The following is a 12,168-nucleotide window of genomic DNA, read 5'->3' as shown; positions in this document are numbered from 1 at the left end:
CTGGCCGAAGTTGCCGAACATCGATGCGATCGCGACCGATACCTCGTCCTGAGCGGCCGTCGCTATCCCGGTGGTGGGGCCGGCCGCCGACGCCGCGGCTTCCGCTAGCGACGAACGAATACCGGCGAGATCCTGGGCCGCGCTCTGCACCAGGTCCGGCGTTGCGATCACATACGACATTTCCACTCTCTCCTCGGGCACCAGTCGGATGACCGGTGGTCACCCGATATTCAGTACGAGACCCAGGGAACCCGCGCACACGAGGCCCCCGTCGAGTCATTCGCTGCTGGCTACCGGCCGGAAACTTACCCAGCAGTAACCCTGACAGACACGAGCCTAATAAGGCGCCGACCCTGGCGAAAAAGACAATTTGCGTTTTCACAGCAACCGTTACGGTGGCGATGTTGGCGGCGCGGAGCCCTAAACACACAGCTAGGGAGGGCGCCGGTGCACACCGGCGCCCTCCCCGCAACGATTGACAGGTGCGCCGAACTACATGGCGGCGATGTCCGCGGCCAGCTGTGCCGGGAAGCTCAACAGCCCGGGAATCAGCCCACCGATCGGGGTTCCACCTGTGAGTTGGAGCTGCAACGGGAATCCATCCAAATCAACCAAGACCTCGGGGGTAGTGAGCGGGGCGAGAATTCCGCCGAGGGTCAAGTACGTCGTTGAGGGGAGAGAAAGGCCCAGCAGCGAGACGGTCGCCGGGGGCAGCGTTACGACGGTGGTGCCGTTGAGGAACGCGTTGGCGACGACGGCCGGGGCATCCAGGAAGGTGGCGGCGAACGCCGACGCGTTCCCGGCCTGCGCAGCGCTGACCAGCGCCGCGCCGGTCGAGTTGAGCGCGCTGAGCGCATTCGCTGGCCCGCCGATCCCGTCCAAGATCAGCTGCAGCGGAATCCCAAAGCTCAGCTCGGCCGTATTCGAGATTGTCAGCGTCGTCCCCAGGTTGGTGAAGGCGCTGATCAGATTCGTCGCGTGCTGCGCGATCTGCGCCGGAATGGTTCCCGCCGGGAACAGGTTGGCGACGTTCTGCGCCATCTGTCCGGGGATGGCCACGATGGGTGCCAGGTCGCCCAGAGGACCTATCGGCACGATATCGGTAACGAGCGTCGATCCATCCGACCCCACTTGAACGCCGTTGAAGCCCGGGAGGAAGGCATTGATGAGCGTCCGGTTGATGGCGCCGTATGCGCCGCCGTTGTCGCCGGCCAAGAGATCCTGGGCTGCGGTCAGGAAGCCGCCCGGCAGGGTCTGGATCCCGGTGACGAAATCGTGGGCGGCGCTTTGAAGCCCTGTGGCCACCGTCTGGGCGTAGCCGATCTGGTTGCTGATCAACTGCTGCAGCACCGCCCCGGGATTGACCGTCGAAAGGCCCTGCAGCCCAGCCTGAATGGTTGCCGGCAGGTTCGCCAATGCGGTGGGCAGGTTCTGCAGGCCGGTGGCGATCTCCTGCCCGTAGAAGATCTGGTTATTGACCAGCTGGTGCAGGAACGGGAACGGGTTGGCGGTGACGGTGCCTCCGATGGCCTGCAGGTTGGTGACCGTGTTGGAGACGAGCGCCTGGTACGGCGCGGCCACCGTGGCGCCGAACGAGCCGATCCCGCTCATCAACGCGGACGCCCCGCCCGTCGGAAGCGAACCCAAACCGATCGGCGACGCGGCGATCGCGTTCGAAATCGCTTGCGCGCCGGCCTGTTCGATCCCGCCGCCCAGCGCGGCCTGCGCGGCGTTGGCGGCCTCCGCGCTCGCGTAGGCGCCGGCGCCGGCCTTCATCAAGGCAACGAACTCCTGATGAAAGGTCTGCGCCTGAGCGCTGACGGCCTGGAATCGCTGGCCGAAGTCGCCGAACATCGATGCGATCGCGACCGATACCTCGTCCTGAGCCGCGGTCGCGATCCCGGTCGTGGGAGCCGCCGCGGTTGCCGCCGCCTCGGCCAGCGACGAACGAATACCCGCCAAATCCGTGGCCGCGCTCTCGACCAGATCCGGCGCTGCGATCACAAATGACATATCCACCCTCTCCTCGGGCCACTGGGCAATGACCAGTGGTCACCCACACGAACGCAGCCGAATAAGGCCCCGCGCACGGACGTGCGCGAGGCCCCCCTCGACCCTGCTTGCTGTCGCTTACCGAGCAGTAATCTTACCCGCCGGTAACCAAGACAGACGTGAGTCTAATAACCCACCGCCTTTTGTCAATACGGCAGGGAGGGGTTCATAGAAATCATTACGCGTGCGAACGGCTTGGCCCGTCGCCGGGCGCATCGGGGCAGCTCAGAGCGTCGCGACGCCTACGCGATCGGCGGCGCGCCGATCGCCTGCGCGAGGGTTTCGGGCAGGAAGACCAGCAGGCCGGGCAGGATCCCGCCGAAGGTGGTGCCGCTGAGGGTGAGCGATCCCGGCCCGAGCGCCGGGATGCTGAGTGACGCAAATTGCAGGGGCGTGAGGATGCCCCCTACCGGGATCGCGGTGATCGTTTCGATACCGCCGGGACCGCCGAGCAAGGCCGGCAGGGGCAAAGCCGCTTGGCCGTTGAGGAAGCCGTTGGCGATCACGGCTGGCGCATCGATCAGCGCGGCGACCGCCCCGAGGGCATCGCCGGTTTGCGCCGCGCCGATGAACGCGCTCGCGCTGGATCCGACCGCCTGCAGCGTGGCGAGCGGCGGGCCCAGCGCGTCAAGTGCGAGCACCACGGGCAACCCGATGTGCAGGTTGCCGGTGTTCAGGTCCAGCGTCTGGGACAGGTCCGTCAGCGTGGTGAACAGGTTGGTCGCGCGCTGCGCCATCGTCGCCGGAATCGACCCGGCGGGAAGGAGATTCGTGAAGTTCTGCGCCATCTGCGCGGGGATGCCGAGGATGGGCACGAGGTCCCCCAAGGCGCCGCCGGGAACGATATCGAGAAGCCCGGTGACGGGGTCCACGGTGACGCTGAGATTGGTGAAGATCGGAGCCAAGAAGGCGCCGCCGACTTGCAGCAGCCCGCCGGTGACGTCGCCGGACATGATGGTCTGCAGCCCGGTTTGCAGGTTCGCCGGCAGCGCGGTCAAACCCGCCAGGAAATCGTTGCCGGCGTTCTGCAGCGAGGTGGCGATCAACTGCGCGTAGCCGATCTGTTGGCCTACGACCAGCTGCGCGATCGAGGCGGGGTCGAAGGCCGACAGCCCCTGGATTGCCGCCGGCAGATTGGCCAGCTCGGCGGGCAGGTTGGCCACCGCGTTCTGAAACCCCGTCGCGACGGACTGACCGTACCCAAGTTGGTTGCTGAGCAATTGGTTGAGAAGCGGCGCGGGGTTCGCGGTGATGGCGCCGCCCAGGCTTTGGAGGTTGTTCACGGTATTGGAGACCAACGCCTGATAGGGGGCGGCGACGGTGGCACCGAAGTCCAGCAGAACTTGCTCGGCGTTGGCCGCCTCGGCGCTCGCGTAGGCGCCCGCCCCGGCGTTCATCAACGAGACGAACTCCGAATGAAACGCCTGCGCTTGGGCGCTCATCGCGTGAAATTGCCGCCCGGCGTTGCCGAACACCGCGGCGATCGCGACAGACACCTCGTCGCCGGCGGCGGCGGTGATCCCGGTGGTGGGGCCCGTCGCGGTCGCGGCCGCCTCGGCCAGCGACGAACCAACACCCGCCAGCTGCTGTGCGGCACCCTGGATCAGCTCCGGCGCCACGCTCACAAACGACATCCCGATCTCCTCGACTGTTTGCCCGACGATCAGTTCTTACTTGTAAGTAAGATCTTTTCGGCGTCGCCGCCGAAGACCATCGGTCAAATGGCGTAGAAAACCGCGCGAGGGGGTCGTAGATCGCGCGCCGCCCGCGCCGGGACGCCGCGATCCGCCGCGTCCCGGCTCCCGACGACTACCCGACCGGCGGGGCGCCGATCGCCAGGGTCAGCTGTTCGGGCAGCAAGGTCGCGAGGGCGGGAATGATGCCCCCAAAACCGGTGCCGCCGAGCGGGATTGGATCTGGGCTCAGGAGCGGGATGCTGAGCTGCGCGAACTGCGGGGGCGTCAGGATCCCGCCGAGCGGGATCAGCGTGATCGTATCGATTCCGAACAGCGACTGCGGCAGGCCGAACGTCCCGTGGCCGTTGAGGAAGGCGTTCGCGGCGACGGCGGGAACGTCGATCAAGGTCGCAAGCGCGCCCAGCCCGTCCCCGGTTTGCAACGCGCCGACAATCGCGCTTCCGCTGGACGCCAACGCTTCGATCGTGACGACCGGCGCCCCGATCGCGTCGAGCGCGAGCACCAACGGCAATCCGACGTGCAGATTGCCAGAGTTGAGATCCAGGGTCTGCGACAGGTCGGTCAGCGTCGTGAACACGTTCGTCGCGTTCTGCGCCATCATTCGCGGGATGGTGCCGGCGGGGATTAGGTTCGTGAAGTTCTGCGCCATCTGTCCGGGAATCCCGAGGATCGGCAACAGGTCTCCCACGGAGCCCGCGGGGGTGATGGTGATGAGGCTCGTGACGTTGTCGATGCTGATGTTGAAGCCGGAGAAGAAGGGGGCCAGGAACGCGCCGCCGACCTGTAGCAGCCCACCGGTGACATCGCCGGACTGGAAGATCGGGATGGCGGCCTGCAGGTTGGCCGGGAAGGCGGACAACCCGGCGACGAAGTCGTTGCCGGCGTTCTGCAACGAGGTGGCGATCAGCTGGGCGTAGCCGATCTGCTGGTTGATGAACTGCTGAGCGATCGGCAACGGGTTGAAAGACAGCAGCCCCTGGACGCCCGCCTGAATGGTCGCCGGCAGGTTGGCGAACTCGGCGGGCAGGTTCAAGACGGTGTTTTGGAACCCGGTGGCGATGGTCTGCCCGTAGAGCGCCTGGTTGGTGAGGAACTGACGCAGGAACGGCGCCGGGTTGGCCGCGATGCCGCCGCCGAGGCTTTGCAGGTTGGCCGCGGTGTTGGAGACGAGCGCCTGGTAAGGGGCGGCGACGGTGGCACCGAAACCGGTAATGCTATTGAAAAGTGCTGGCGCAGCTGCCGTTTCGAAAGCCTGGAACTGCGCGGGTGCACCAACGCTGCCCAGCAGGGTCTGCTCCACGTTGGCGATCTCAGCGTTCAGGTAGGCCCCGGCGCCCGCGTTGATCTGGCTGACGAACTCGTTGTGAAACGCCTGCGCTTGGGCGCTGACGGCTTGGAATTGCTCGCCGAAGTTGCCGAATAGCGAAGCCAGCGCGATCGATACTTCATCCTCAGCGGCCGCGGCCATGCCCGTGGTGGGGCCGGTGGCCGCCGCGGTCGCCTCAGCCAACGACGAACGGATACCCGCTAAATCCTGGGCCGCTCCCTGAAGTAACTCTGGCGTCGCTACTAGAAACGACATCAAAAATCTCCCTTCGATTGTTTGCCCGATGAGTGACAACGCCCGTTGCCAGACGTGAGTCTAATAACAATTTCCTTACTTTCAAGTAAGAATTGGAGAACTCAAACGCCGGCAGTACCGTGCCATTGGTCTCGTAAGTCGGTCTGTAAATGACCAGCAATCCCGTAACGAGCTGGACCAGTACCTTTAGGCGCGAAGTTCGGCGCCGACCGCCTCGGCGGCGTGCCGCACGGCTGCGCCGCGGGCCGCGCTCGCATCGTCCTCGGTCAGTGTCCGATCCGGTGCCCGGAAGCGCAGGGCGAAGGTCAGGGATTTGCGGTCCTCGCCAATCTGCGGGCCGGTGAACACATCGAACAGCTGCAGGTCTTCCAGCAATTCCCCGGCCCCCTCGCGAACGGCGTCCGCAACGGCCTGGGCCGGCACGTGCGCGGGCACCACGAGACTGACGTCCTGGAATACAGCTGGGAACGGCGACACCCGCGGCGCAGGCAGCACGTCGACGATCGGGATCGCATCGAGGTTCAGCTCCATCGCGCAGGTGCCCTTGGGCAGCGCGGAGCGTTCGATCACCGCGGGATGCAGCTGTCCCGCGTAACCGACGCACGTCTGGCCCACGAGCACCTCGGCGCACCGGCCCGGATGCCAGGGCAGATGCTGGGCCGCCCGGAGACGAACGTCAATCCCGCTGGCGCGCGCGACTATTCGCACCGCCTCGAACGCGTCGGCGGCTTCGACCCGGCGGCCGGGACCCCACGGCCCGCGCGGTTCACGCAGGCCGGTCAGCACCGCGGCGACGTGCTGGGGCTGTCGCGGCAGGGACGCGTCCAGCATCGCGATCTCGGTGTCGGTGGGCCGGCGGTCGACCGGGATGAGCTCCACGGCGCGGGTCTCGTCGGTCGGCTGAACCACCTGCGCCAGGGCGAACAGCGCGGCGTCGACGAGCCCGCGGGATACGTTGCGCCCCAAGGCCTCCAACAGCGCCGGCAGCAGCGTGGTGGCCAGCGCCGGACGGTCGGCTTCCAGCGGGTTGAGCACATGTGTCGTCGCGCGCCGCGGATCGCCGGCCGGCAGTCCCCACAGGTCGAAAACGCCCGCGGGCAGGAACGGCGTCGGCAGGATCTCCACGTAGCCCGACTGGGCCAGCGACTTGCCGATCGCGCGGCGCCGCTTCTGCACCGCGGTGAGGCCCCGGCCGGCGGGGGCCGCCGGCAGCACCGACGGGATGACCTCCAGCCCCTCCAGCCGCATGACCTCCTCGACGAGGTCGGCGGGTTGCAACAGATCGGGGCGCCAACTCGGCGGCGTCACGATCAGGATGTCGTCGTTTTCGGCCACCGCGACGCCGATTTGGGCGAGACGGCGGGCGGTCGTACCCGGGCCGTAGGCCACGCCGGCGATTCGATCCGGCAGGTCGACGCTCATCCGGATGCGTGGGAGCGACCAGTCCTCTCGCGGCGGATCCCCCCGCCAATCGGTCAGCGTCGGCGACACCGCTCCCCCGGCGATCTCTGCCAGCAGCGCGGCACACCGGTCCAGCGCTGCCACCGAGATGGCCGGGTCCACCGCACGCTCGTAGCGGCGGGCCGCCTCGCTGGGCAGGTGCAGCCGTCGCTGGGTGCGCGACACCCCGGCGGGGTCCCACACCGCGGCCTCCAGCAGCACGTCCGTGGAATCGTCGCGCACCTCGGTGGTGGCCGCTCCCATGACGCCGCCGATCGCCGCGGTCGCCTTGTCATCGACGATGAGGACGTCGGCAGGATCGAGCCGGCGCTCGATGTCGTCCAGCGTGACGACGGTTTCGCCGGGCCGCGCGAATCGCACCCCGAGGCCCCCGGTGATGCGACTGCGGTCGTGCGCGTGCATGGGGTGGCCGAGCTCGAGCATCACGTAGTTGGTGACGTCCACCGCCGGAGACGTGGCGCGGATCCCGGCCAACAGCAGCCGGCGCTGCAGCCACCACGGCGACACGGCGGCGGGATCGATCCCGGTGACCGGACGCAGCGCGAACCGACGCACGCCCGTCGCGGCGTCCACCGTGAGCGGCCACGCCTCTCCCTCGACCGGCAGCGGCTTGATGTCGGCCGGGTCGACGAAGTTGAGGTCGTAGGCGCACGCTATCTCGCGGGCCACGCCCCGCACCGACATGCAATAGCCACGGTCCGGGGTGATCGCCAGGTGGAAAACCACGTCGTCGAGACCGAGCACGTCGGCACCCGGGGCTCCCGGCGCGGCGGTGTCGGGTGGCAGCACCAGGATCCCAGAATGGTCTGCGCCCAAACCGAGTTCGGCGGCCGAGCAGATCATGCCGTCGGAGCTACGGCCATACGTCTTGCGCGCCGTGATGGCAAATCCGCCGGGCAGCGTGGTGCCGGGCAGTGCCACCACCACCAGGTCGCCTACCGCGAAGTTCATCGCCCCGCAAACGATCTCGCGTGGCTTCTCCTCGCCCACGTCCACCAGGCAGGCGCGGATGGGCTTCTTGAATTCGGTGAGCTCCTCGATGGAGGTGACGCGCCCGACCGTCAGGGGGCCGTCGACCGGGCCGACGGTCACGACCTCTTCGACCTCGTGGCCGATGCGCACCAGCGTCTGCGCGACGTCGTCGGGTGCCGCATCCCAGCCCGGGGCACCGGCCGTTACGACCTCGCGCAGCCAGCTGTAGGGAACGCGCATCAGGCACCCACCCCGAACGGCAGCGAAAACCGGATGTCGCCCTCGACCATGTCGCGCATGTCGGGGATCCCGTTGCGGAATTGCAGCGTGCGTTCCAGGCCCATGCCGAACGCGAATCCGGAGTAGACGTCGGGATCAATTCCCGCGGCGCGCAACACGTTTGGATGCACCATCCCGCAGCCGCCCCACTCCACCCAGTCGGCGCCGCCCTTCTTGTTGGCGAACCACACGTCGACCTCGGCGGACGGCTCGGTGAACGGGAAGAAGTGGGGCCGGATCCGGGTGCGCGCGGCCGGCCCGAACTCGGCGCGCGCGAACGCGTCCAGCGTGCCGCGCAGGTGCGCCATGGACAGGCCGCGGTCGACGGCCAGGCCCTCGACCTGGTGGAAGACGGGCGTGTGGGTGGCGTCGAGCTCGTCCGTGCGGAAGGTGCGGCCGATAGAGACGATGTAGACCGGCAGCTCGCGCTCCAAGAGCGTGCGGACCTGCACCGGCGAGGTGTGGGTGCGCAGCAGCTGGCGGGAATCCTCGGGCGCGATGTAGAAGGTGTCCTGTTCGCTGCGGGCGGGGTGGTCGGCCGGGAAGTTCAGGGCGTCGAAGTTGAACTGCTCGGTTTCGACCTCGGGTCCCTCCGCCAGCTCCCAGCCCATCGCGATGAAGGTGTCCGCGATGTGCTCGGCCAGGATCGTGATCGGGTGCCGGGCGCCGGGCGGTTGGCGCGTCGACGGCAACGTGACGTCGATGCCCTCGGCGACCAGGACGGCGGCGTCGCGCTCGGCGCGCAGCGCCGCCAACCGTTCGTCGTAGCTGCGCTGTGCCTCGCCGCGGGCGGTGTTGACGCGCTTACCGGCGTCGGCGCGCTCGTCCTTGGGAACACCGCCCAGCGCCTGACGCGCCAGAGCCAGCGGCGAGCGATCGCCGAGGTGCTCGGTCTTGACCCGCGCGAGCGCGTCCAGGTCGTCGGCGCCCGCGATGGCCTGGCGGGCGGCCGAGACCGCCTCGGCCAAGGCTTCCGGCGACAGGTCGACGGGTTGATCGCCCACGCGGCGGCACTCTCCTTGCTGACGAGGCTGTTGGACGCGCCGGGATGTGCCCAGCGCAAGTGCCGATCATAGGTGATTCGGTGCCCGGCGCTCGGCGCGCGCCGCGGAGATTGCCGGCTGGGGACTAACCGGCCATGGTCGGCTGCACAGCGGGCAGCAGACCGTCGTCCAACGCATTGCGCGCGGCGAGGAATTGATAGGTCTTGTGGGCCGCCAGCGCCCCCAGGATGCCGAACGCCGGCGCGGCCGCCATGGTCCCCCAGTGGTGGGCCAGCATGAGGAAACCGAACCCGGACGATGCCGCCAGCATCAGGAAACGCAGCGGCGTCCAGTGAATCGGCTGCCGGAACCGCGCGGACACCAGCACGCCGAGGACCACGGCCACGGTGTGGCCCGCGTCGGTGAAATCGCCCCCGATGATCGCGGAGGCGAGTCCCGCCGCGACCCACCAGCCGACCCAGGCGGCCCGCCAGCGCGCGGGAATCACCGCCGTCATCGCCCCCAGCACCGCCAGCGCGCCGTAGCTCATCCCGACGTCGCTGGCCCGGGTGATCGACATCGGCATCCAGCCGAACTCGACCGCCGCGGCCAGCGCCGCGGCCACCACCAGCGTCGCGCCGATGTGGCCGACGAGGAAAGCCACCACCAGCCGGATGGTGCGCAGGTGCAGCTCCGCCAGCGCGAGCAGGCAGGTCAGGAAGGGCAACCAGAAGTAGAGCGGTCCGGCGTCGACGACGAGCGCGCTGCCCAAAAGGGTGCCCACGTGGCCATGGGCCAGGTTGTGCAGGTTGGTGCTGGCCCGCTGAACGAGCACGTCATGGGCCTGCGGGCCCAGCGCCAGCAGGGCGCAACTGATGGCAAGCAACGCCGCCACGTACCCCACCGTGAACCGGACCCGGGCAAGCCGGGAGAAGATGCCCCCAATCATTGCCATCCATTATGTGGACTAATTTGTTTCGGAAGTGTGATCAAAGGCTGTTAACTCCCTAAGAGTCTTGAGGCGGTATATCCCCAGGTCAGCGGGGACGCCGGCGGTCTTACCCGCGAATACGGGCTTGCGTGCACGCTTGGCGACGATGCCCAACGCGTCCAGCTCGGTTTGCGGTATCTGATCCAACGTCGAGCTCGACACCATGATTCCACCCTTGGTGGCGCGTTCCATAACTCGAGCGGCGACGTTCACGTCGACGCCGAGCCAGTCCGCGGCCATCCGCTGCGGTCGGCCGGTGTGGATCCCGACCCGCATCCGGGGTGTATAGCCCGCCACCTCAACCGATTTCAGCGCCTCGTTGGCGGCCAGCGCCGCCCGCACGGCGACCGTCGGATCGCGGAATACGGCCATCAGCCCGTCGCCCATGCGCTTGACGATGTGCCCGCCCGCGTCGAGCAGCGGCGGCTCGACCGCCCGCGCCACCCGTCGCAGCAGGGTGAGGGCCGCCTCGTCGCCCACCTGAAGCGACCACGTGGAGAAGCCGACCAGGTCGGTGAAAACCAGCGTGACCTCTGGGTTTGCCGGGCGTCGGGAAACCGTCTCGGTCAGCGCCTGCCACACCTGCAGCACACCCAGGCTGAGCTCGCGCGAGGCCGCGTCGCGATCCCCCAGCAGCCGGTCGGCGGCTCGTGCCGCCGCGCGCGGACCGCCCTCGCCCGCGGTGGAAAGTGGGTCGCCGAACTCGGGGTCGCCGGGCAACAGCCGCCGCGCGCGCCGCAGAAACGACACCACGCCGGGGCTGTGATTCGTGGAGTGCAGCCACCGCGCCGGAGACCGCCGTTCGGAAGCCGGCGGTGCCGTCGCCACCGCCTCATGGTCGGTCTTCAGATCTCTCTCCGAGGCCTCGCCCGGGTCCGGATCGCGCGGCGCGAGTTCCACTTGGCCAGGTTAGGTGCTCGCGGGAGAAGCGGGCAATGACGGGCGCCACGTCTGTGTCCCGTCTCGCGACAAACGCCTGATCACGACCGTGCCACACCGGTGTGGAAACTCCATAACACCCGGCCGCGCCGTTCGCCGAAATCGTAGACAACGTGCGTTGTCAAAGTTATCGTGAGCGCAGGAGGCCGAGATGACTGCCATACCAACGACATCCGCCGATCCGCTCGGACCCGACTCGCTCACCTGGAAGTATTTCGGTGACCTCCGCACTGGAATGATGGGCGTCTGGATCGGCGCGATCCAGAACATGTATCCGGAGCTGGGCGCGGGCGTCGAAGAGCATTCCATCCTGCTGCGCGAGCCGCTCCAGCGAGTGGCGCGCTCGGTCTATCCGATCATGGGCGTGGTCTACGACGGCGCCCGCGCTGCGGAGACCGGCCAGCAAATCAAGAGCTACCACCGCACCATCAAGGGCGTCGACGGTGCGGGGCGCCGCTACCACGCGCTCAACCCGGAGACGTTCTATTGGGCGCACGCCACGTTCTTCATGCTCATCATCAAGGTGGCCGAGTACTTCTGCGGGGGCCTCACCGAAGCGGAGAAGCGACAGCTGTTCGACGAGCACGTGCAGTGGTACCGCATGTACGGCATGAGCATGCGCCCGGTGCCCCGATCCTGGGAGGAGTTCCAGGAGTACTGGGATCGGGTGTGCCGCGAAGAGCTGGAAATCAACCAGGCGACGCTGGACATCTTCAAGATCCGCATTCCCAAGCCCAAGTTCGTGCTGATGCCGACGCCGGTCTGGGACCAGTTGTTCAGGCCGCTGGTGGCCGGTCAGCGCTGGATCGCGGCGGGGCTGTTCGAGCCGGCGGTGCGCGAGAAGGCCGGGATGCACTGGACGCCCGGCGACGAGGTGCTGCTGCGCGTCTTCGGCAAACTCGTCGAGCTGGCCTTCCTGGCCGTTCCCGACGAGATCCGACTACACCCGCGCGCGCTGGCCGCCTATCGCCGCGCCGAAGGGCGGCTACCCAACGACGCGCCGCTGGTGGAGGCGCCGGCGTTCATGGCACCCCCGCGCGACCGCCGCGGGCTGCCGATGCATTACTTTCCGCCCCGGCCGCGATTCGCTCCCCGCACCCCGCTCGACCCCGCCAAGTTCCTGATGGAGCGCGCCGGATCGTTGGTGCACGGCACGCTCTCGCTTACCGGCCTGCGGCCCGCCCGGGGCCGCAGGCCCAAAGCGGCTTGAAC

Annotated in this window: 9 protein-coding genes; 1 reads left to right on the top strand and 8 read right to left on the bottom strand. The window is 68.1% G+C overall.

Annotation, left to right across the window (positions count from 1 at the left end; all coding sequences use genetic code 11):
- From A5655_RS17705 to A5655_RS17670, 8 genes are all read right to left on the bottom strand, one after another.
- Nucleotides 1–180: PE family protein (locus A5655_RS17705; protein WP_156764908.1), on the bottom strand; the 180-nt coding region annotated here is incomplete at its 3' end.
- A gap of 312 nt (nt 181–492) precedes the next feature.
- A complete protein-coding gene (locus A5655_RS17700; protein ID WP_067012118.1) occupies nt 493–2,013 on the bottom strand; it encodes a PE family protein in 1,521 nt (506 codons plus the stop codon).
- A gap of 281 nt (nt 2,014–2,294) precedes the next feature.
- Entirely contained in the window at nt 2,295–3,686 is a 1,392-nt protein-coding gene (locus A5655_RS17695) for a PE family protein (protein ID WP_067012116.1), read from the bottom strand.
- A gap of 175 nt (nt 3,687–3,861) precedes the next feature.
- Nucleotides 3,862–5,331 carry a PE family protein gene (locus A5655_RS17690; RefSeq protein ID WP_067012114.1) on the bottom strand — a complete coding sequence of 490 codons (1,470 nt, stop codon included), beginning with the start codon at nt 5,329–5,331 and terminating at the stop codon, nt 3,862–3,864.
- A 186-nt stretch (nt 5,332–5,517) separates the two neighbouring features.
- Nucleotides 5,518–8,004, bottom strand: coding sequence for a phenylalanine--tRNA ligase subunit beta (gene pheT, locus A5655_RS17685; RefSeq protein ID WP_067012112.1), 2,487 nt, complete (start codon nt 8,002–8,004; stop codon nt 5,518–5,520).
- Nucleotides 8,004–9,047: a phenylalanine--tRNA ligase subunit alpha gene (pheS, locus tag A5655_RS17680; RefSeq protein WP_067012110.1), complete on the bottom strand. Its 1,044-nt coding sequence runs from the start codon at nt 9,045–9,047 to the stop codon at nt 8,004–8,006. Before pheS ends, pheT begins: the two co-directional genes overlap by 1 nt.
- A gap of 124 nt (nt 9,048–9,171) precedes the next feature.
- Nucleotides 9,172–9,975, bottom strand: coding sequence for a rhomboid-like protein (locus A5655_RS17675; protein WP_067012126.1), 804 nt, complete (start codon nt 9,973–9,975; stop codon nt 9,172–9,174).
- A gap of 18 nt (nt 9,976–9,993) precedes the next feature.
- Complete coding sequence (locus A5655_RS17670) at nt 9,994–10,845, bottom strand: adenylate/guanylate cyclase domain-containing protein (protein ID WP_231999193.1); 852 nt, start codon at nt 10,843–10,845, stop codon at nt 9,994–9,996.
- A gap of 262 nt (nt 10,846–11,107) precedes the next feature.
- On the opposite strand from A5655_RS17670, the gene A5655_RS17665 reads away from it, so the two are divergent.
- Complete coding sequence (locus tag A5655_RS17665) at nt 11,108–12,166, top strand: oxygenase MpaB family protein (protein ID WP_067012106.1); 1,059 nt, start codon at nt 11,108–11,110, stop codon at nt 12,164–12,166.
- The last annotated feature ends 2 nt before the right edge of the window (nt 12,167–12,168 follow it).

The organism is Mycobacterium sp. 1081908.1, from assembly GCF_001673535.1.
GTDB lineage: Bacteria > Actinomycetota > Actinomycetes > Mycobacteriales > Mycobacteriaceae > Mycobacterium.
Note: the sequence above shows the minus strand (reverse complement) of the source record. Positions and strands in the feature narration are given on the sequence as shown.

Bases quoted from the DNA above. Each gene is read 5' to 3' on its own strand.
- A5655_RS17690 (WP_067012114.1), bottom strand. From the start codon at position 5,331: ATGTCGTTTCTAGTAGCGACGCCAGAGTTACTTCAGGGAGCGGCCCAG.
- pheT (WP_067012112.1), bottom strand. From the start codon at position 8,004: ATGCGCGTTCCCTACAGCTGGCTGCGCGAGGTCGTAACGGCCGGTGCC.
- A5655_RS17695 (WP_067012116.1), bottom strand. From the start codon at position 3,686: ATGTCGTTTGTGAGCGTGGCGCCGGAGCTGATCCAGGGTGCCGCACAG.
- A5655_RS17665 (WP_067012106.1), top strand. From the start codon at position 11,108: ATGACTGCCATACCAACGACATCCGCCGATCCGCTCGGACCCGACTCG.
- A5655_RS17700 (WP_067012118.1), bottom strand. From the start codon at position 2,013: ATGTCATTTGTGATCGCAGCGCCGGATCTGGTCGAGAGCGCGGCCACG.
- A5655_RS17675 (WP_067012126.1), bottom strand. From the start codon at position 9,975: ATGATTGGGGGCATCTTCTCCCGGCTTGCCCGGGTCCGGTTCACGGTG.